Below are 20783 nucleotides of genomic sequence, written 5' to 3' on the forward strand. Positions count from 1 at the left end.
GACGAACCCGTGGACGGAGCGGAGAACGCCGAGTGCCTAAAGCCCGCAGTCACAACAGGAGCAGCACTCGCAACAGGAGCAGCATCCGCTGTCGCCGCAGTTGGTGCAGCAGCCCTCCCGCTTCTTGCGGGACCAGGGGCCCTCGTACGAATCGGCGCAGCACAGCTTGCAGGTGCAGCAGAGCCCGATGGCGACCGCGCACCCCGCCCAGAAGCCCCTCTTGCCCGGCTTGGGCGGCTGCGGCTCGAACCCGGGCCCTCCCCCGAACCCACCGGGGCCTCCGGGACCGCCCGGACCACCGAACCCACCGGGACCACCGGGGCCGCCCTGACCCCCGCCGGGCGTCCCGCCTCCGTACGGGTTGTCGCCTCCGTACGGATTGCCGCCTCCGTAGCCCTGCTGGCCATAGGGCCCACCCGGCGGCGGCCCGAAGGAACCACCCTGATGGGCCGTCACCTCATGTGTGTGCCCGCACGCGTCGGTCCCGAAGGCACGGTCCACCGAACGCCCCAGCTCATGCGCGAGCAGCATGTGGGCGAGCTTGCCGTCGGTGAACTCGGCGTCGCGCAGTGCGAGCCGTATGCCGTGCAGGGCATCGTCCGCGAGGCGCCGCGCCTCGCCGAGTCCGGTGCCGGTGGCCGATGGGGGTCCCCCCTGCCCCTGAAGAGCTTGGGGGAGGGTTCCAGGCACCCGACGCGGCGTCAGCTTCCTTGTCCTCCACGGCGTCCAGGAGATGCGCGAGCCTGCCGAAGAGGCGGCCGGCCTCGGCGAGCGGCTCGGCGTTGCCCGGCCTGCCCGCGATGACGGCGGTGTGCGCGAAGGCCGCGGCGGTCGCGGTCTCGGTCGGCTCGGTGACCGCGAGCAGGGAGGTGCCGCGGCCCGCCAAGCCCTCGATGCCGACCTGCCGTTCGACGGCGTCGAGCAGAACCGCCGTGTCGAAGCCCACAGCGGCGCCGGTGCGGGCACCCGCCCGGTCCCAGCTCCGTGCGACCTTGCGGGCGGCGGCGGCCACCGGCCTGCGCGCCAAGATGCCGTCGCCGTCGACGACGTGGTCGCGCACCTTCGCCGAAGCGAGCACCAGCGAGACCGCGGCGGCGAGCCGTGCGCCCTCGCCCCGCGCGACGGAAGCGGTGCGCATACCGCGGTTGGGGTCTCCCCTGCTCCTTAAGAGCTTGGGGAAGGACAGGGTCCCGCGGTGCGACGCCAGCCGGTGGACTCCTGGGCCTGAGCCTCCGTCAGAACCGAGATGATCAGGCCGTCGTAGTTGGTCACGACCCGGGCGAACTGCCCGTGGTCACCGCGCAGCGCAAGACAGAGGCCGCACAGGTGCGCCATCCATTGCGTTTTGAGCCCCTCGCCCAGACGATGGCTGCGGGGCCTGACGATTCCGAACATGCGACTCCCCCGTGAGCCTGTCATCCATCAACTCGGGCATCGTATCGAGGGGTCCGTTCACCCGGACGTACGGGTCGTCACCCATACGCCGTGAACAATCATATTTCACTTACTGTCAGCAGACGTATACAGCCGCACCCTTGGGGAACCACGCGTTTACGGCGTGTTGACTCTGCACCAGTACCGTCACGAAAACCCCGCGCGGCGACTATCCACTTGGCGCACTATCCGCATCATGGACGAACATGGGGATGCGGAACGCAGAAAGCCCGCTGTGAGAGGAGGCGTCCATGGGATCGGTGCGCAAGGCGAGTGCCTGGCTTGGCCTCGTCGACGACAACAACAATGACGAGCGTTACTACGACGGCTACGACGACGACGGGGCCGAGGGGCCCGGCGATGCCTGGGTGACCGACCCGCGGGTGCGGGTGGTGGCCGAGGCCGCCGAAGAGGAAGGGCGCCGGATCGGGACCGTGACCCCGGACAGCTTCCGGGACGCGCGCGGCATCGGTGAGCTCTTCCGGGACGGTGTCCCGGTCATCATCAACCTCACGTCGATGGACCCCGGCGACGCCAAGCGCGTCGTGGACTTCGCGGCAGGTCTGACGTTCGGTCTGCGCGGCTCCATCGAGCGCGTGGCGACGCGGGTCTTCCTGCTCAGCCCCGCTGACACGAACATCGTCAACGGGGAGGCCACGAGCCGTCCGACGGACGGTTTCTTCAACCAGAGCTAGTGGGCGAGGCCGCTCACCGGAAAGCGTCAAGACCGGTGAGCGCCTTGCCCAACACGAGTTGATGCATTTCGACGGTGCCCTCATAGGTGAGCACCGATTCGAGATTCGTCGCATGCCGCATCACGGGGTACTCCAGCGAGATCCCGTTCGCGCCCAGGATCGTCCGGGACGTGCGGCAGATCTCGATCGCCTCCCGTACGTTGTTGAGCTTGCCGAAGCTGACCTGTTCCGGGCGGAGCCTGCCCGCGTCGAGGCGCCGGCCGAGGTGATGCGCGAGCAGGATGCCCTTGTGCAGCTCGACCGCCATGTCGGCGAGCTTGGCCTGAGTGAGCTGGAAGCCGCCGATGGGCCTGCCGAACTGCTCGCGAGTCTTGGAGTATTCGACGGCCGCCTCGAAGGAGGAGCGGGCGGCGCCCATCGCTCCCCAGACGATGCCGTAGCGCGCGTGAGAGAGACAGCTCAAGGGGCCCTTGAGCCCGGTGACCTCGGGAAGCACCGCGTCGGCGGGCAGCCGTACCTCGTCCATCACCAGCTCACTGGTGACGCTTGCCCGCAGCGACCACTTGTGCTTGATCTCGGGCGCCGAGAAGCCCGGGGTGCCGGTGGGGACGACGAAGCCTTTGATTCCGTCGTCGGTGTGCGCCCAGACCACGGCGACCCCGGCCACAGATCCGTTGGTGATCCACATCTTGCGTCCGGTGAGCACCCAGTCGGTGCCGTCCTTCTTGGCGAAGGTGCGCATGGACGCCGGGTCGGACCCGTGGTCCGGCTCGGTCAGACCGAAGCAGCCGATGATCTCGCCCGCCGCCATGCCGGGCAGCCAGCGCTGCTTCTGCTCCTCGGAGCCGAAGCGGTGGATGGCGTACATGGCGAGGGAACCCTGTACGGAGACGAGCGAGCGGATGCCGGAGTCGGCGGCTTCGAGCTCGAGGCAGGCGAGCCCGTACTGGACAGCGCTCGCCCCGGCGCAGCCGTAGCCCTCCAGGGACATGCCGAGCGCGCCGAGGGAGCCGAGCTCACGGGCGAGATCGCGGATGCCGGGCAGCTCGCCCTTCTCGTACCAGTCGGCGATGTGCGGCAGGACGCGGTCGGTCGCCCACGTGCGGACGGTCTCGCGGATCGCGAGGTCCTCCGGCTCCAGGAGATCGTCGATGCCGAGGGGGTCGGCGGGGTCGAAGGGCGGCAGGGGCGTACGGCTGCGTGCGGACATCTCGGGCCTCCGGCGGCGCAAAAACTAGCAGTGGTAGTTACTTACGGCTCGCGTTGACGTTACGACGCAGCATCCCGCACGTCCATAAGGCCGGGTGGGTGGGGGGAAATCCCCGGCCGAAGGCCCGGATCACCTCAGCGGACGGACTCCACAGGAACCTCCGCCTCCCCTCGGGGCGCAGGAACCCCCTGCTCAGGCCGCGCCGCAGGCGCCCCGCACTCCATGGTGCGCGGCAGCTTCAGCGCCATCAGCGCGCCGAGCAGCAGCAGCCCCGCGCTGACCAGCAGGGTCACGTGCAGCCCGTGCACGAAGGACTCGCGCGCGGCGACGCGCAGCGCCTCGCCCGCGCCGCCCCCGAGTCCCGAGGCGACCTCGTACGCCTCGCCCAACGAGTGGCTGGCGGCGGCACTCGCCTTGTCAGGAACGCCCCGCACCGACGAGAGGCCCGGCGCGTACGCCGCGTTCATGACGCTGCCGAGCAGCGCGATGCCGATGCCCGCGCCCAGCTGGTACGAGGTCTCGCCGATCGCGGCGGCGCCGCCCGCCTGCGCCTGGGGCGCCTCGCTGAGCATCGACTCGTACGAACCGAAGAGCGTGGTCTGCAGACCGAGGCCGAGCAGCACGAAGCTGACGAGCAGGAGCGGGTCGTTGGCCTGGTCGCCCATTCCGGTCAGCACCACCACGGCCGCCGCGGTCAGGGTGAAGCCGGAGGCGACCATCGTGCGCGGGCCGAAGCGGTGCAGGAGCTTCGTTCCGGCCAGGCCCGCGGCCATCGCGGCGACGGTGAGCGGAACGAGCCGCATCCCCGTCTCCAGCGGGGAGAGGCCGAGCACCAGCTGCAGATACTGCGCGGCGACCAGTTCGAGGCCGACCAGGGCGAGCATCGCGAGCACGATGCAGCCCAGCGAGGTGCTGAACGCGGGCCGGGCGAACATCGACAGGTCTATGAGCGGATGCTTGCGCCGCCGCTGCCTGCGGACGAAGCCCACCAGGAGGGCCGCGCCGAGGAAGAACGAGAGAAGGGTGGTCATGCCGAACGGCGACTCGCCGCCGCCCGCCCGCTTCACCGCGAACACGATGCCGAAGAGGCCGCCCGCGGCCATCAGCGCGCCGACCACGTCCCACGGCCCGTCGCGGTCACCCGTCGACTCGGGAAGGAGCAGGCGTCCGATGGGGAGGCTGACCAGCATCAGCGGGATGTTTATCAAGAAGACCGAGCCCCACCAGAAGTGCTCCAGGAGGAATCCGCCGAGCAGCGGGCCGCCCGCCGCGCCGATTCCGGCCACCGCGCTCCACACGCCGATGGCGACGGCACGCTCGCGCCGGTCGGGGAAGACCTGGCGGAGGATCGAGAGCGTGGCGGGCATGATCATCGCACCGCCGACGCCGAGCAGGGCGCGGGCCGCGATCAGGACCTGGGCGTTGTCCGCCATGGCCGCCACGGCCGAGGCCACGCCGAAGAGCGCGTAGCCGAGGAGCAGCACCCGTCTGCGGCCCACCCGGTCACCGAGCGTGCCGAAGAGGATGAGCAGCGAGGCGCAGATCAGCGGATAGATGTCCACGATCCACAGCAGCTCGATGCCACCTGGCTTCAGGTCCTCGGTGACGGCGGGCACGGCGACGTGCAGAACGGTGGCGTCGACGGCGACGAGCAGCAGGCTTGTGCAGAGAACGACGAGCACCAGCCAGCGGTTGGCGCCGCCCTGCGACCCGGGTACCCGACGGCCGGAAGGAGCGGTGGCCGTGGTTGAACCCGACATGTGCGATACCTCCCAGTGATCCCTCGCTACGGCGGCCCCGCGGGACGTGATCTCCCAGCTGGCGGCGGCGAAAGGCGAGTGAGCCGTCAGAGTACGCGAGTTCACGGCTGTGGCGCGTGGCGGACCTCTCACGGTTGCGCGGAGAGGGTGTGGCGTACGCCACGCTGCCCACGCATGGACCACGCCCCCGGCAGGCCCACCGGTTCCCGCCTGCGCCGATAATCGAGCCCGTGACCGACCTGGACCAACGCCTGCCCCCGCCGTCCTACGGCGCCCGTGCGAGCGCGGCGCTGCGCCGCGCGGCGCCCGCGCTCCTCGTCTACGCCGGGGTGCGCGCCCTGGGGGTCGCGGTGCTCGCGGTCTGGAGCGCGGCGGCGGGAAAGAGCGCCCACACGCTGCTCACCGCTCGCTGGGACTCGCTCTGGTACACCCGCGTCGCCGAGCACGGCTACGGCTGGGAGGTGACGCTCCCGGACGGCAGCGTCCACTCGAACCTCGCGTTCTTCCCGCTGCTGCCCTGGCTGGAGCGTCTCGTCTCGGCGGTCAGCCCCTTGTCGTACGCCGATGCCGGCCTGGTGGTGAGCTGGCTCGCCTCGCTCTGCGCGGCCGGGGGGATCTTCGCGATCGCCGATCACCTCTACGGGCGACGAGTGGGGGTCTACGCGGTCGCGCTGTGGGCGGTCCTGCCCGTGGGGATCGTGCAGTCGATGGCGTACAGCGAGTCCCTCTTCACGGCGCTCGCGGCCTGGTCGCTGTACGCGGTGCTCACCGGCCGCTGGGTGTGGGCGGGCGTACTCGCCTCCCTCGCGGGCCTGACGCGGCCCGTGGGCGCCGCGGTCGTCGCCGCACTGTGGGTGACCGCGGCCGTGCACATCCGGCGGGAGCGCACGGCGGACCGGCGCCTGATCCTCGGGGTGGTGCTCGCGCCGCTCGGCGCCGCGGGCTACGTCCTGTGGGTCGGCCACCGCACCGGCGACGGCCTCTTCGGCTATCTCGACGTCCAGGCCGGCTGGGGCAACGGATTCGACTTCGGCTACGCCTTCGCCCGCTTCGTCGGCGACAAGTTCACCGCCTTCCCCGCGGCTCTCGCCGGGGTCGGTCTGATCGTCGGGGTCGCCCTGGTGGTCTGGCTGTACGTCATCGGTGTCCGGCAGAAGCAGCCGCTGCCCCTGCTCGTCCACTGCGGGATCGTCGTGGCGCTCGCGCTGTGCGCCGCGGGCTATTTCGGCTCGAAGCCGCGCCTCCTGCTGCCCGCCTTCCCCTTGCTCCTGCCCCTCGCGGTGGCGCTCGCCCGGGTGCGTACGAGCAGGTCGGCGCTGGTTCTCGGGGGCCTGGCGGCCGCTGCCGCGGCGAGCGCGGCGTACGGGGCGTTCTGGCTGAACGGCTCGGGTCCGCCATGATCGTTTCCGGGGCGGCCCGGTGAGCGGACGGGAAATTCCGCACCAGCACCCGGTGAACGAATTCATAAGGACCATAAAACGGCCACGCCAATGATCAAAGAATTCAGTAAGGGGCTCATCTCGGAATAGGGAAACCGTAGGAATAAACCTCCGTCTGAGATCAATGCCACATCACATCGTCATCACAAAGCCACTGATTCGGCCTAGTCCCGCACTCACTCGCTGTAACGTCGATTGGGTGCGTACCGAACGAAACCTCACCCGTCTGGACCGGGTCTTCGCCCGTCTCGACCGGGAGCCGGAACGACCGGCCGGCCTCGATCTGCCGAGGATGAGCAGGCACAGGATCGTGCTCTTCAGCGCGACCCTGGCCTTCTACCTCGCCATCGTGGTCGCCGTGCTGACCACGTCGTGGCTGGTGCGGTTCGACTGGCAGGTCATGTTCTTCCGGCCCTACCAGCAGTGGCCCGAGATCCACGCCTTCCTCGACTACTGGGTGGTCCTCGGCCAGCGCGGCCCGACCGCCGTGATGGTCGCGGCCTGGCTGGGCTGGCGCTCCTGGCGTCAGCACACGATCCGCCCGCTCCTGTCGTTCGGCGCCGCCCTGCTGCTCCTGAACGTCACGGTCGGCGCCGCCAAGATCGGCATGGGCCGCCTCGGCCCGCACTACGCCACCACGATCGGCGCCAACGAGATGTGGCTCGGCGGCGATATATTCCCCTCCGGTCACACCGCCAACGCCGTCGTGACCTGGGGAATCCTGGCCTACATGGCGTCCACCCCGCGCACCCGCCGCTATCTCTCGGCGCTCTCCGCCGTGGTCTCGCTCAGCGTCGGCCTGACCACCGTGTACCTCGGCACGCACTGGCTGAGCGATGTCTTCCTCGGCTGGGCCGCGGGTCTGCTCGTCCTGCTCGCGCTGCCCTGGGTGGAGCCGCTGCTCACCCAGGTCGAGGGCTGGATCTTCAGCCTGCGGGACCTGTGGCGCGCCCGTCGCGCCGGCCTCACGGCCCCGGTCTCCCCCGCCCCCGCGCGGGTGCCGCACCCCGCCACCGCACCGGCCGACGAACCCCCGCTGCGCGAGCCGGTCGGTGCCGCCCGTCCCGGCCGTGCCCCGGCCTATCTCGCCCCGGGCCCGCACACGCCGCGCTCCGAGCGCAGCCCGGTCACCCCGGCGGGCAGCCGCCGCCCGCCGCACTCCGAGCGCGCCACACGCTCCGCCACGTCGCCCCGCCCCGTCGCGGGCGGCTGACCCGAAGACAGCGGGGGCCGGTACGCACAACCCAACCCCCGCACCGCGAAGGCCCCGGTTCCGTCCAGGAACCGGGGCCTTTCGCCATGCCGGGCAGCCGTCGCGTCAGCCCTTCCAGCAGCGGACCACGACGCCTTCCTTGACCTCGAAGTTGAGCCGCCCCGCGAGGTACTCCATGGTGATGATCGCGCCCGGCGGCAACGACCTGACGGTGGACCAGCCGCGCTCGCGGGCCTGCCGCTCGGCGCCCTCGGCCGCGAGGCCGACGTAGGCGTCCATGCTGTCCTGGGGTTCGGCGGGAGGGGTCGGAATAGGTGCCATGGCCGCAACGGTAGGCGGCGCGGCCCGGCCGCGGAAGGCCGTAGCCGGACACCATGCGTCACCGGTACCTCTCCGGTCACGCTTCTGTCACAGGATCACGACGTGCGTTTCGCCTTAACTCCGTCACACGTACGGGGGGTTCCGGAGTTCTTCCGACGCCATTCCTGTATTTACCGCCGACCCTTCGAGAGGGCTCCGACACCACCGCAATAGCGCGGCGGCCAGGCCGCCCACTCGCCTTTGCGGCACCCTCCTCTTTTCTGAATCCAGGGCGCTCGGCGAGATGTGACGACGCACAGGGAATTCAAGATTCCAGCACAGCGGACCCGTACGCCCCCTGTCGGATCCGGGTATGACGCGAGCATCATGGCGGGTGCTTCGGGCAGGACCGGCGGCTGACGGCGAAGGGGCGAGCGATGGGGACTGAGACCGCGAGCGCGGCGGCACCGCCGGTCAGGCCAAGGACACCGGGCCGGGTCCTCGTGGACTGGCTGACCACCACCGACCACAAGAAGATCGGTCACCTGTACCTGATCACGTCGTTCGCGTTCTTCCTCGTCGCGGGCCTGATGGCCCTGATGATGCGGGCCGAGCTCGCCCGTCCCGGGCTGCAGCTGATGACCAACGAGGAGTTCAACCAGGCGTTCACCATGCACGGCACGATCATGCTGCTGCTGTTCGCGACACCGACGTTCGCGGGCTTCGCCAACGAGATCATGCCGCTGCAGATCGGCGCTCCCGATGTCGCCTTCCCCCGGCTCAACATGCTGTCGTACTGGTTGTTCCTCTTCGGCGGCCTGATGGTGCTCGGCTCGCTCCTGGTGCCCAGCGGCCCCGCCTCGTTCGGCTGGTTCGCCTACGCGCCGCTCAACAGCATGGAGCGGTCGCCGGGCATCGGCGCCGATCTGTGGATCATGGGGCTCGCGCTCTCCGGGTTCGGCACGATCCTCGGCTCGGTGAACTTCCTGACGACCATCATCGGGATGCGCGCGCCGGGGATGACCATGTTCCGGATGCCCGTCTTCACCTGGAACGTCCTGTTCACCTCGATCCTGGTGCTGCTCGCGTTCCCCGTGCTCGCCGCCGCGCTGCTCGTCCTGGAGGCCGACCGGCGCTTCGGCTCCATGGTCTTCGCCTCGGAGAACGGCGGTGCGCTGCTGTGGCAGCACCTCTTCTGGTTCTTCGGGCATCCCGAGGTCTACATCATCGCGCTGCCGTTCTTCGGGATCATCTCCGAGATCATCCCGGTGTTCAGCAGGAAGCCGATCTTCGGCTATCTGCCGCTGATCGGCGCGACGATGGCCATCACCGGCCTGTCCGTCGTCGTGTGGGCGCACCACATGTTCGCGACGGGCGCGGTGCTTCTGCCCTTCTTCTCCTTCATGTCCTTCCTCATCGCGGTCCCCACGGGCGTGAAGTTCTTCAACTGGACGGGGACGATGCTCAAGGGATCACTGTCGTTCGAGACACCGATGCTGTGGTCGATCGGCTTCCTGGTGAGCTTCCTCTTCGGCGGGCTCACCGGCGTCATCCTGGCCTCGCCGCCCCTCGACTTCCACGTCACCGACTCGTACTTCGTCGTGGCGCACTTCCACTACGTCGTGTTCGGAACCGTCGTCTTCGCGACCTTCGGCGGCTTCTACTTCTGGTGGCCCAAGCTCACCGGCAAGATGCTCGACGAGAGGCTCGGCAAGATCCACTTCTGGACACTGTTCATCGGCTTCCACGTGACGTTCCTCGTCCAGCACTGGCTGGGCGCCGAGGGCATGCCACGGCGCTACGCGGACTACCTGGCGGCGGACGGCTTCACGGCGCTCAACACCATCTCGTCCATCGGGGCATTCCTGCTCGGCATGTCCACGCTGCCGTTCCTCTACAACCTCTGGAAGACGGCCAAGTACGGCAAGAAGGTCGACACCGACGACCCCTGGGGCTTCGGCCGCTCTCTGGAGTGGGCCACCGCCTGTCCGGCGCCGCGCCACAACTTCGTCACGCTGCCCCGGATCCGCTCCGAGTCCCCGGCGTTCGACCTGCACCATCCGGAGTACGCGGCGTTCCATCCGCCCCAGGCGCAGTATCCGGACCCGCAGACCGAACACCCCGGTTTAGGGCCCGGCTCAGGAGGTCCCTCGCCGAGCTGATCCGTTCGGTGAAGTCCACGGGCTCGACGACCTCGAACTCGAAGCCCATCAGGAGCACGTGGATCACCATGACGTCCAGGCTCGTGGCGCCCGTGCGCAACAGAGAGCTGTGCTCGGTCTCGGCCTCCAGCGTGCCGTCCGACGGGGTGATCCGCTGGGCCGCCTCCTCCAGGGGCACCAGGAGCCGGACGACGGCCCGCGCGGCGTACCCACGCGTGGAGACGCCCTGGGAGACGTACGCGGCGAGGTCGTCGGCGGGCGGGGTGCGCGGCGCGAAGCGCGGTCCGTGCGGCGGCTTCGGGGTGATGCGGTCCGCGCGGAACGTGCGCCAGTCGTCGCGGTCGACGTCCCAGGCGACCAGGTACCAGCGGCGCTCCGTGCAGACGATGCGGTGCGGTTCGACGGTGCGACGGGTCGAACTTCCGCCGTGGTCGCGGTAGTCGAAGCGCAGGCGCTCGGCGTCCCGGCAGGCGTGGGCCAGTTCGGTCAGGACCGAGGGGTCCACGGCCTGCTGCCGCGGGCTCCCGAGCATCGGCACGGTGAACGCCGTCAGCGCGCCCACCCTGCGCCGCAGCCTGCTCGGCAGGACCTGCTCCAGCTTGTTCAGGGCGCGTACGGAGGTCTCACCGATGCCCTCGATGCCCTGTCCCGCGGCAGTGCGGAGGCCGACGGCCACCGCGACCGCCTCGTCGTCGTCCAGGAGCAGCGGCGGCAGCTCCGCACCCGCACCGAGCTGGTAGCCGCCGCCCGTGCCCGGGCTCGCGTTGACGGGGTAGCCAAGATCGCGGAGCCGGTCCACGTCACGCCGTACGGTGCGCGGGGTGACGCCGAGCCGGTCGGCCAGGTCCGCGCCCGACCAGTCACGGTGGGCCTGCAGCAGCGAGAGCAGGCGGAGCAGTCGTGCGGAGGTCTCCAGCATGGGGCTGATTGTGCCCGCCGTCGCGGACGGCATTGTGCCCGCCGTCGCGGTCAGTCCGGTCCGCGCGCGTCAGTCCTCGATCGCGTTCGCCTCGCGGATCCGGACCGAGAGGTCGTTGTCGTTCGTGTAGTACGGCCCCGCCTCCAGCGGTCCGTGCGCCGCGGTGTCGAGCCGGACCGCCGGATAGGTGAAGATCTGCTTCTTGTCCGGGATGTCGTCGAGGAGCCGGGCGAGCCGGATCGGCGGCTCGCTCTGTCCCACCGGGCGCAGCCAGAGATCCCAGGGGCCGGGGCCGCTGTCCGCGAGCACGTCACACCGCAGGGCGAAGCTGAACTCCGCTCCGTCCGCGCTCAGTTCGTAACGCTCGATCCGTTCGGGCTCGGCGCGGCGGGACGCCTCGGCGTATGCGGCGCCGGTCAGCGCGACGCCGTACACGCGGCCCTGCACGGTCACCTCGGTGTCGGCGATCCGCAGTTCACCGATCTCCGCGTGCGGGGCGCGCAGCCAGCTGCGTACGGAGAGATTGCCCTGCTTGGTCGCGTACGGGATGCGGACGGCGATGTGGCCGCGGGCCCCGCTGGGGGCGCGGTCGACCAGCGAGCGCAGGTCGTTGACGCCGGGGGCGAGGCGCCGCGGGGTGCCGCCGCCGACCTCCGCGTAGGCGTTCCAGCGCCCCTCGGCCAGCTCGACGCTGCTGGGCAGCGCGGCCCGCAGCCTGCCGTCGGCCGCCGGGGACAGCGGCAGGCGTACGTCCTCGTCGGCGGAGGCGGCGTCGCGGCGGCGCAGCAGCAGGTAGGCCGCGCCCTCGCCGCCGGGGTCGGTGACGTCGAAGGTGAGGCCGCCGGCGGAGTCGGCTATGCAGTCGGCGCGAGGTGCCGCCGCGACGTCCTGATCGGCACCGGAGCCGCAGGGCGATGAGGCGTCGGAGGTGGCCAAGGCCGTCATGCGGTGGATCCTTTCGTCTGTATGCCGCTGGTCGGTGCCCCGTGTCCGATGTCCCGCACCGCGTAGACACCGCCGAGCAGTGCGCCGCGGGTGCGGTGCAGCGAGCCGCGCATCCGGCCGCTGAAGGAGCTGCCGCGGGCGAGCATCCCGGTGAACATCGCGTCGTAGCGTTCGGCGATGCGCGCCGGGTCGAAGCGCTCGGAGTCCTCGAGGGCGGCGCCCCCCATGCGTCGGCGCAGGGTGTCGTTGTTGATCAGTTCGAGCAGCCCGCCCGCGATCGCGTCGGGGTTGCCCACCTCCACCAGGCGTCCGTCGACACCGTTGTCGATGATCTCGCCCGGCCCGTGCGGGCAGTCGGTGGCGACGACGGGCAGACCGCAGCGCATCGCCTCGACGATGGTCATGCCGAAGGACTCGAGGCTGGAGGTGACGGCCGCGATGGAGCCCTTGGCCCACTCGGGCTCGATGGGATGGGCGGGGCCCATCAGGAAGACGTGGTTGTAGAGGCCGAGTTCCTCTATCAGGGCGCGCAGCTTGTCCTTCTGCTTGCCACCGCCGTATATCCGAAGGCGCCAGTCCGGGCGCTGGGCACGCACCTGGTCGAAGGCACGGATCAGCAGGTCGTACCGCTTGACGGGGGCGAGCCGCCCCGCCGCGACGACCCACTTCTGGTTGCCGTCGGCGGGCTCGATGCCGGGCGCGGGCACGGGGTTGGGCACGGCCTGGACGTGGACTCCGGGCAGGCGCATCATGCGGCGGTAGGCGCGGGCGTCGGCCTCGGTGGTCGTGGTCAGGACGTCGAGGCGTGGGTAGACGCTGCGCAACTGGCGGCGCAGTTCCTTGGAGTGGCTGTCGAGCGTGAGGTGCTCCTGGCCGACCCGCAGCGGGCCGCGCGCGGTCTCGCGGGCGAGGTGCACGTTCAGGCCGGGCCGCGTACCGACCACCACGTCGGCGCTGACCGAGGAGAGATGCTCGGCGATGCGCCGGTCGGTGAGGGCGCTGTACTGGCCGTAGCGGCCTTCCGCGCTGGGGAAGGTCCGGGCGGGGCGCAGGGCGTCGGCGGACTCCCCCTCGTAGCGGGGGCTGTCCTTGCGCATGTCGACCAGGTGGCTGAGCCTGACGCGGGAGTCGGGCGAGAACACGGGGTCGTCACGGTGCCGGAAGACGGAGACGATCTCGACGTCGTGCTGCTCGGCGAGTGTGTTCGCCAAGTTGTACGTCGTCCGGATCGTCCCGCCGATTCCGTACGCGTTGTGAATCAGGAAAGAGATGTGCATGCGTCCCCGTATCCCACGCTTCCCCGCGGACAGTCCTTCTCGTCCGCCTACCGCAGGGTTAGACGGGGATTACGGACCAAGGGTTGGGCTCCCTCATCATCTTGTTTTTGAACGGTTGTGCCATCGGTATCCGATTTCGGGAACTTTCCTGCTGGGTACACGCATCATGGCTGGTAGGAGAGCTGCGGCACGTCGAAACAGTTGTCATTCATGTCTCCCTGTGTGACCCAGCCCTCACTGTCCTTCCAGCGGGCCACCGACACACAGGTCCTACGGGACGCCGGCGGCTCGGCCCGCTCCTCGTACGTCACCGGGAGCAGCAGCCCACGCGCGGTGTATGACTCACCACGGTTCATGAAGCGGTCGACACACGCGCGCGTCACCTCCCCCCGGCAGGACTTCGCCGCGTCCGTGAACCACATGGCGGCGGCCCAGCCCTCCAACTGCCACTGCGAGAGCTCCTTGTACCCCTTCATGGCCTTACGGAACTCGCGTACGGCCGGCTGGTCGGTGTCCTCGTAGTTGCGGCTCGCTCCGGTGGCCCACAGGGTGTTGCGGCAGTGCGGCGCGTCCTTGTAGTCGGCGGCGACGGCGGAGGTCCAGTTCTGGACGTTGGTGACCTTGGCGGTGACCTCGGCACCCACGTCGTCCATCGCCTCGCACAGCTGGGCGTTGCCGTGCGTGTCCATCGCGTCGAAGACGAGGTCGGCGCCCTGCTCCTTCAGGTCGGCCGCCGCCGCGCGGAAGTTGGGCAGCGCGAAGTCGACCTGCTCGGTGACCACCTTGTAGCCCTCCGCCTTCAGGCCCCGGCTGACGAGACGGGCGTACGCGGCGGACGCGGCCTGGTTGTAGGAGACGACGGCGGCGGTACGCGCCCCCTGCTCCCGCTTGAAGTAGCGGTAGACCTCGGTGCCGCCGATCAGCTTGCCGTCCCAGCCGGGCTTGCCGTCGCGCGGGGCGAGGCTGCCGTAGATCCCGTACAGGTGCGGATGGGTGTCGTACGCGGACCCGATCGGCTGGCCCCCGACGTCAGGCACGCGCGCGCGGGAGACGCGGGGCGCCCCCGCGTAGTCGAGGGAACTGGTCGCGACGAGCGCGACGACGCGCTCCTCCTCCACCAGCTTGTGGACGCACTCGTTGTTGCCGACGCCGCTGCCGCCGTCGTCACATGTACGTACCTCGACCTTGCGCCCGTCGATGCCGCCCCGCGCGTTCAGCCGCTCGAAGTACGCCTTGGCCCCGTCCCGCGGCCCGGTGAAGGCGGAGCCGCCGACCGGGCTCGTCGCGCTGGTGATGATGCCGACCCGGACCGGCGCCCCGGACGGGGCGGGCGCCGTGCTCCTGCCCTCGAAGTCGCTCTCGGGGAGCCGGCTGCCGCACCCCGCCACCGCCACGAGCAGCGCGGCTACGGCAACGGCCTCAACAGCCCGGACCGGGCGACTCATTGCCGCTCAGCTTCACCAGTGCGCAGAGAGTCTTGACGGACACCTTCCAGGTGTCGTCCTGATGGACGGAGGTGCCGGAGGCGGAGGGTAGCGCGGTGGCGCCCTTCAAGGTCAGGGCGTACGTCACGGCCGCCTCGGTCGCCGAGCTGAACTCGACCTTGTTGACGTCGGCGCTGACCTGCTTGCCGCGCTCGTCGCCGTTGAAGCTCTCCAGGACGCCCCGCATCTTCGCCCCGTTCTCCAGGACGGCCTCCTTCTCCTTCAGGGGCACGGCGGGATCGAAGAACTTCTCGAAGTTCTCCTTGACCTGCTTCTCGGCCGCGGCCGGATCCGCGGGCGCGTCCTTGGCGGGCGCTTCGGAAGACGCACCCCGGGTCGACTTCTCCACGGACGGCTCGGGCGGATCACTGTCGCCGCCCCCGCCGCTGTCGTCACCGCATGCCACGGCGGCCGGAACGACGAGCAGGACCGCGGCTGCCGCAAGCGCCGCGCTCCGCACCCTTCCCCGCCTGAGATCGCTCCCCCGCTTGGGGCTGGTCCAGAAAACCATCTGGCTCACCACCGGGTGTCGGTCCGGGCCATCAGCGCCCGGAGCTTTCAGCGTCAGCTTGCAGAAGGCATAGTGCAAGCCATCGGCTGACATGGACAGCCCACCGACGCTACGAACGTGTCCCAGGGGGCGCAGATGCGGGCGGCTCAACCGGATCAGACAGTTCGTTCGGCCCGGCTCCATGCTGTGCGCCCCGTCCTCTGGGTGGCCTTCGCCGCCCTCGCCGCCGGTGCGGTGCTCTGCGTGGTCGGCTGGTACGGCACGTCGGGCGAACGCTTCGCCGAACGGCAGATTCCGTACCTGGCGTCGTGCACGGTGCCGGGCGCGGCCCTGATCGTCGCCGGGACGGTGCTCTTCGCCCACGGCAGAAGCACGTTGGCCACGGCCCGCGTCGAAGAACTCTACGAGCTCCTGGTGGCGGCGGGTTCGCCTGACACCACGACGGAGCGGCCGGCCCCGGTGGCGACCAGCGGCGACTTGCTGATGGTCCCCGGCGGAGCGCTCTGGCACCGCGCGGACTGCCCCCTGGTGGCGGGAAAACCGGAAGCGGTCCCCGCGGACGCCCACATCCTCGCGACCGGCGACCTGAGCCCGTGCCCCATCTGCGAACCGCGGCCGAGCCCCATCACCCCCTCCCCGGAGCGATGACCCGGTGGCCTCCCTGAGCTACGACCTGACGCTGGCCGGGCTCGCGGTCGGCAGCGCGGCGGCCCTCACCGGCATCGGCCTGATCGTCACGTACCGCGCGACCGGTGTCCTCAACTTCGCGCACGGCGCGATCGCGATGGTCTGCGCGTACGTCCTGCGCCACCTGACAGTGGAGTGGAACTGGCCCCTCCCCTTGGCCGCGGCACTCACGCTCCTCCTGATCGCACCGGCCATCGGTCTGCTCCTGGAGAAGGCGGTCTTCCGCCCCCTGTCGGTCCTGGGCAGCGACCCGGCCCAGACCCTGGTGGCGTCCATCGGTGTCTTCATCCTGCTGGTCGGAGGCGCCGCACTGATCTGGGGCCCAGGAGCGAAGGCGGACGCGCCCACCCTTGTGCCGGCGGACCCCTGGGCGCAGCTGACGGTGACGGTCGCCCTCGCCACCACCGTCTGGGCGGTCACCCGCTGGACCCGCTTCGGCAGCCGGCTGCGGGCCGTGGTCGACAACCGCCCCCTCGCCGTCCTCAGCGGCATCGACGCGGACCGGGTGGCGTCGGCGGGCTGGGCGTTCGGCGCCTTCACGGCAGGCCTCACCGGCGTACTGCTCGCGCCCTTCGTACGCCTGGACCCCTACGGCCTGCCGCTCCTCGTGATGGAAGTGGTGGCGGTGGCGGTGGCGGCCCGTATGCGGAGCCTGTTCATCGCGACGTCGGTGGCGCTCGGACTCGGCGTGGCGCAGAGCCAGTTGACCCGCCTGCACCCGTCAGGCTGGGCAGAGCCCCTCCTCCAGGCGGTGGGAGCGAACCTCTTCGTCGTGGCCCTCCTCGTCGCCGCTCTCGTGCTCCCGGGCGTCGGTTCGCACAGCACACTCTCCCGCACGGCGACGACGCGCGTCCCGACGCCGCCGGGTGCCTGGATCGTGGCGGCGGTCCTCTTCTGCATCCCGCTGGGCTTCGCGGGCTCGGATCTGACGACCTCGGTGCAGGTCCCGGCCCTGGCCGTCATCCTCCTGTCCCTGGTGGTCGTCACCGGCCGGGGCGGCCAGATCTCCCTTGGCCAGGCGGCGTACGCGGGTCTGGGCGCCCTCTTCACCGCGCTTTTGACGGCGGGCCGTTTCCCCGGCCTGCCCGAACTCCCCCACCTCCCCGCCCTGGCCGTGGCCGTCCTCCTGGTGGCTCCCCTCGGGCTCCTCACCGGCTGGCCCGCCATCAGCCGCCGAGGCCTCGCGCTCGCCCTGGCGACGTTCGCGGTCGGCGTCGGCGTCAGCCGCTTCGTCTTCGCCCAGCCGTACGCGACGTCGGGCCTGACCCTTGACCGCCCCGCGGGCTTCGACAGCGACCGCGCGTACTACGTCCTCGAACTGGCCCTGCTGGCCGCGGCGTTGCTTTTCGCGGCCGGTATGCGCCGGGGCAGCATGGGGCGCGCGCTCGCCGCGATGCGGGACCACGAGGCGGGGGCGTCGGCCGCGGGCGTGCCGGTACGCGGCCTGAAGCTCACGGCGTTCGTGGCCGGTGCGGCGCTGGCCGCCCTGGGGGGCGGGATGCTGGGCATGGGCCTACGGGCCTTCGACCCCGCCGCGTACGACCCCGTGCGCGGGCTCCTCTGGTTCGCGGCGGTGGTGGTCCTCGGCGCGGACAGCCTGCTCGGCGCGTTGGTGGCGGCGGCGCTTCTGGTGGGGCTGGACGCGGGGACGCGCGGTGGCGTGGCCGCGGCGCTGATCGGTGTCCTCGCGGTCCTGGTGGGCCGCGTGCCGGCTGCCGCCGGGCTGAACCGCCGCGTGTCGGCTGCCGCGGGGCTGAACCGCCGCGTGTCGGCTGCCGCGGGGCTGAACCGCCGCGTGTCCCTGACGCCCCTGGGCAAGCGAGCCCGCGGCGCCCTGACCCAGCTCCCCCACCCGCCCGCCCGTTCACCCCGCACCGGCACCCCCACGAACAAGCTCTCCCACCCACCCACCCGATCACCCCGCGGCGAACACCCGCCCCCCACCCCACTCCTCCGACTGCTGCACCGACTACTGCACCGGCGGGCGGGCGCCGACGGGGCACGGGAGGGTGGCACCGGGCCGCAGTCGCCGACGCGACCCGAGGGGACGGTTCGGTATGTCCGCCCGGAGCACGGTTCGCGGCGCTCCGGCGCCGAAGCGACCCCGCGGCCACCGGACGATAGCGAGGACGGACATACCGAGGCGGCCCCGCCCCCGAGAGGACCCCGCCGCGCAGGCCCGCACCGACAACACCCCCTCACCGCCCACAACATCACGGCCACCTACGGCGACTTCACCGCACTCGACGGCGTGGACCTCACCGTTCCCCCCGGCCACATCACCGCCGTAGTAGGCCCGAACGGCGCAGGCAAGAGCACCCTCTTCCACTGCCTCGCAGGCACCCTCCGCCCCGCCACAGGCCACATCACCTTCGCGGGCAGGGACATCACCCGCACCCCCGCCCATGCCCGGACCCGCCTGGGCCTGGCCCGCACATTCCAGCAACTGGCAGTATTCCCGTCCCTGACCATCACGGAGAACGTCCAAGTAGCCGCGGACCAAACGAAAACCAGGCACCCCCGCCCCAACCCCCGGCCCACACCCACGCCCACACCCCAACCCGCCACCCACCAAGCCCTCCGCCTCCTCTCCCTGCACCACCCCACGATCCGCCACCACCTCGCCGCGGACCTCCCCACCGGCACCCTCAGACGCGTAGAACTGGCCCGAGCCCTCGCAGGCCGCCCCCACACGCTCCTCCTCGACGAACCGGCAGCAGGCCTGGACACCGCCGAGGTGGCCGCACTGGCCCGCGTCCTGCGCGCACTGGCCGCCGACGGCATGGCCCTTCTGGTGGTCGAGCACGACATCGACCTCGTCGCTGACCTGGCCGACACCGTGCACGTCATGGCGGCGGGCCGCATCGTCGCATCAGGCCCCCCGGCCGAAGTCCTCCACAGGGCGACCCCATGAGAACCGGCATCGAACTCCACGAGGCCCGAGTCCGCTACGGCCCCCTGGAAGTCCTGCACGGCGTGACCTTCGCCGCCCCCGCCCCCGGCCTCACCGTCCTCCTCGGCCGCAACGGCTCGGGCCGCACCACGGCGCTGCGTACCCTGGCCGGCACGGCACCCCTCACCGCCGGCGCCGTCACCTGGGACGGAGCGGACGTCACGCGGCTCACCGCCCACGAACGCGCGAGGCGGGGCCTGTGCTTCGTACCGGACGGACCAGCGGTGTTCGGCCACCTCACGGTCGCCGAGAACCTCGACCTGGCCGACCCCAAGGCCACCCCCGACCTCGCCCCGGCCCTGGACGCGTACCCCGAACTACGCCCTCTCCTCCCCCGCCGCGCAGGCACGCTCTCCGGCGGCGAGCAGCGCATGCTGGCGCTCTCCCGCGCCCTCCTGGCGACCCGGGCCCGAGTGATCCTCATCGACGAACCCACCCAGGGCATGTCCCCCGCCGTCACGTCACGTACGTACGACCTCTTGGTGGGCCTGAGCACGCACGCCTGCGTCCTGATCGCGGAACAACGTCTGCCGCCCGGCCTGCGCGGACACGCGGGCCGGACGGCAGTGGTGGTACACGAACTACGCCGTGGCGAGGTCGTGTTCAGCGGCGAGGCAAGCGAACTCAGCCGACGGGGACGGCCTTGACGGACTCCGTGTCCTCGGCAGCCTCAGGAGGCCCGACCGCCTCACCAGCCTCCGCGGTTTCCCCAGGCTCAGCAGTCTCGCCAGACTCAGCGGGCTTAACCGTCTCCCCGGGCCTACCCACCTCCCCGGGCTGCACCGTCTCCCCGGACTCCGCAGCCTCAGCAGGCCTACCCGTCTGCCCCGTCTCCCCCGTCTGCCCCGTCTCCTTGGGCTCAGCGGACTCGACGGGCTCAGCAGTCTCCCCAGGCACAGCCGACGCGTCAGGCTTCGCACCCTCAGGCTCGGCAGGCTTCGCCCCCTGCCCAGACTGCCCAGACTCGGCGGGCTTCGCACCCTCTCCAGACGCGGCAGGCGTCGTCGGCTCCGCAACCTCTCCCGAATCCCCCGGCTTCACCGGCTTCATCGGCTTCATCGGCTTCGCACTCTCCACCGACTTGGCCGACTCGGCCGACTTGGCCGCGGCCTTGCTCGGGATGATGAGCCTGGTGCCGACGTCCAGCCGGTCCGGTCGGCTGCCCACGACCTTCCGGTTGGCTTGATACAGAGCTTGCCAACCGCCCCTCACCTTGTACCGCCCGGCGATGGAGCTCAGCGTCTCCCCCGCCTTCACGACGTGCACGGCAAAGTATCCGTCCCGGATCTCCTTGGGGATCTTCTTGGAGCAGACGGGCCACGCCTTCCACCCCTGGGTGCGCAGTACGGCCTCGGCGACCTTGATCTGCTCCTTCTTGGTGGCGAGGTCGGCACGCGGCGCGTACTTGAGTCCGCCGTGCTCCACCCAGGTGGACTGCCGGAACTGCAGCCCTCCGTAGTAGCCGTTCCCGGTGTTCACATGCCACCGGCCCGTGCTCTCGCACTGCGCGAGGCAGTTCCAGGGGCCCCCGGTCCGGGAGCAGTCGCCCGCCGCGGCGGCGGACCCGGGCCCCGGCGCGCGCACCGGCGGCGCGGGCGGAGCCGGAGCGGGCGGAGCCGGAGCGACGTGCGCCGACGCGGACGCGGGCAGCAGCAGGGAGGTGACAGCGGCGATGACCAGACCAGCGGGCCACAGCGACCGAAGACTCTTGATCGGCATCGAATGCATCCGGCCACGCTAGGCAGCGCCACCGCCGCGAAGAGCCGTGCCGCGCCGCCACGGGCGCGGCCCCAC

15 protein-coding genes and 2 pseudogenes are annotated in these 20783 nt (G+C 70.9%); 7 read left to right on the forward strand and 10 right to left on the reverse strand.

Annotation, left to right across the window (positions count from 1 at the left end):
* Nucleotides 1-36: 36 nt before the first annotated feature.
* Nucleotides 37-1395 (reverse strand): annotated as a pseudogene (locus tag AB0I94_RS26140) (DUF5685 family protein).
* A 290-nt stretch (nt 1396-1685) separates the two neighbouring features.
* Here AB0I94_RS26140 and sepF point away from each other — a divergent pair.
* Nucleotides 1686-2129, forward strand: coding sequence for a cell division protein SepF (gene sepF, locus AB0I94_RS26145; protein ID WP_363312090.1), 444 nt, complete (start codon nt 1686-1688; stop codon nt 2127-2129).
* A gap of 13 nt (nt 2130-2142) precedes the next feature.
* Here the strand turns inward: sepF and AB0I94_RS26150 are convergent, their stop codons facing one another.
* Both AB0I94_RS26150 and AB0I94_RS26155 read right to left on the reverse strand, forming a co-directional pair.
* Entirely contained in the window at nt 2143-3339 is a 1197-nt protein-coding gene (locus AB0I94_RS26150; protein WP_363312091.1) for an acyl-CoA dehydrogenase family protein, read from the reverse strand.
* Between the two features lie 134 nt (nt 3340-3473).
* Entirely contained in the window at nt 3474-5099 is a 1626-nt protein-coding gene (locus AB0I94_RS26155; protein WP_363312092.1) for an MFS transporter, read from the reverse strand.
* Nucleotides 5100-5329: 230 nt separating this feature from the next.
* Here AB0I94_RS26155 and AB0I94_RS26160 point away from each other — a divergent pair, with 230 nt between their 5' ends.
* Nucleotides 5330-6499 (forward strand): glycosyltransferase family 39 protein, encoded by a 1170-nt coding sequence (locus tag AB0I94_RS26160; protein WP_363312093.1) that lies wholly within the window; start codon nt 5330-5332, stop codon nt 6497-6499.
* A 238-nt stretch (nt 6500-6737) separates the two neighbouring features.
* A complete protein-coding gene (locus AB0I94_RS26165; protein ID WP_363312094.1) occupies nt 6738-7751 on the forward strand; it encodes a phosphatase PAP2 family protein in 1014 nt (337 codons plus the stop codon).
* A 105-nt stretch (nt 7752-7856) separates the two neighbouring features.
* On the opposite strand, the gene AB0I94_RS26170 is transcribed toward AB0I94_RS26165, so the two are convergent.
* On the reverse strand, nt 7857-8072 hold the full coding sequence (locus tag AB0I94_RS26170) for an I78 family peptidase inhibitor (RefSeq protein ID WP_363312095.1): 216 nt from the start codon (nt 8070-8072) through the stop codon (nt 7857-7859).
* Nucleotides 8073-8488: 416 nt separating this feature from the next.
* On the opposite strand from AB0I94_RS26170, the pseudogene ctaD reads away from it, so the two are divergent.
* Nucleotides 8489-10123 (forward strand): annotated as a pseudogene (gene ctaD / locus AB0I94_RS26175) (cytochrome c oxidase subunit I); the annotation flags it as partial.
* Here ctaD and AB0I94_RS26180 read toward each other — a convergent pair.
* The 5 genes from AB0I94_RS26180 to AB0I94_RS26200 all read right to left on the reverse strand — a co-directional run bounded on the left by AB0I94_RS26180 (nt 10062) and on the right by AB0I94_RS26200 (nt 15349).
* Complete coding sequence (locus tag AB0I94_RS26180; protein WP_363312096.1) at nt 10062-11132, reverse strand: YafY family protein; 1071 nt, start codon at nt 11130-11132, stop codon at nt 10062-10064. The pseudogene ctaD and the gene AB0I94_RS26180 sit on opposite strands and share 62 nt — an antisense overlap.
* Nucleotides 11133-11201: 69 nt before the next feature.
* The gene (locus AB0I94_RS26185) at nt 11202-12077 is read right to left on the reverse strand and encodes a hypothetical protein (RefSeq protein WP_363312097.1); all 876 of its coding nucleotides are present in this window, start codon (nt 12075-12077) and stop codon (nt 11202-11204) included.
* Complete coding sequence (locus AB0I94_RS26190; RefSeq protein WP_363312098.1) at nt 12074-13354, reverse strand: glycosyltransferase family 4 protein; 1281 nt, start codon at nt 13352-13354, stop codon at nt 12074-12076. The genes AB0I94_RS26185 and AB0I94_RS26190 overlap by 4 nt, the downstream gene beginning before the upstream one ends.
* A 164-nt stretch (nt 13355-13518) precedes the next feature.
* A complete protein-coding gene (locus AB0I94_RS26195) occupies nt 13519-14799 on the reverse strand; it encodes an ABC transporter substrate-binding protein (protein ID WP_363312099.1) in 1281 nt (426 codons plus the stop codon).
* Nucleotides 14774-15349, reverse strand: coding sequence for a hypothetical protein (locus AB0I94_RS26200; protein WP_363312100.1), 576 nt, complete (start codon nt 15347-15349; stop codon nt 14774-14776). Before AB0I94_RS26200 ends, AB0I94_RS26195 begins: the two co-directional genes overlap by 26 nt.
* A 135-nt stretch (nt 15350-15484) precedes the next feature.
* On the opposite strand from AB0I94_RS26200, the gene AB0I94_RS26205 reads away from it, so the two are divergent.
* The 3 genes from AB0I94_RS26205 to AB0I94_RS26215 are packed head-to-tail and all read left to right on the forward strand — an operon-like array spanning nt 15485 to nt 19636.
* Nucleotides 15485-15997 carry a hypothetical protein gene (locus AB0I94_RS26205; RefSeq protein WP_363312146.1) on the forward strand — a complete coding sequence of 171 codons (513 nt, stop codon included), beginning with the start codon at nt 15485-15487 and terminating at the stop codon, nt 15995-15997.
* A gap of 4 nt (nt 15998-16001) precedes the next feature.
* Nucleotides 16002-18950 carry a branched-chain amino acid ABC transporter permease/ATP-binding protein gene (locus AB0I94_RS26210; protein ID WP_363312101.1) on the forward strand — a complete coding sequence of 983 codons (2949 nt, stop codon included), beginning with the start codon at nt 16002-16004 and terminating at the stop codon, nt 18948-18950.
* The gene (locus AB0I94_RS26215) at nt 18947-19636 is read left to right on the forward strand and encodes an ATP-binding cassette domain-containing protein (RefSeq protein WP_363312102.1); all 690 of its coding nucleotides are present in this window, start codon (nt 18947-18949) and stop codon (nt 19634-19636) included. The genes AB0I94_RS26210 and AB0I94_RS26215 overlap by 4 nt, the downstream gene beginning before the upstream one ends.
* Here the strand turns inward: AB0I94_RS26215 and AB0I94_RS26220 are convergent.
* A complete protein-coding gene (locus AB0I94_RS26220) occupies nt 19614-20717 on the reverse strand; it encodes a transglycosylase family protein (protein WP_363312103.1) in 1104 nt (367 codons plus the stop codon). The genes AB0I94_RS26215 and AB0I94_RS26220 overlap by 23 nt on opposite strands.
* Nucleotides 20718-20783: the final 66 nt, after the last annotated feature.

Source organism: Streptomyces sp. NPDC050147, assembly GCF_040660195.1.
Lineage (GTDB): Bacteria > Actinomycetota > Actinomycetes > Streptomycetales > Streptomycetaceae > Streptomyces.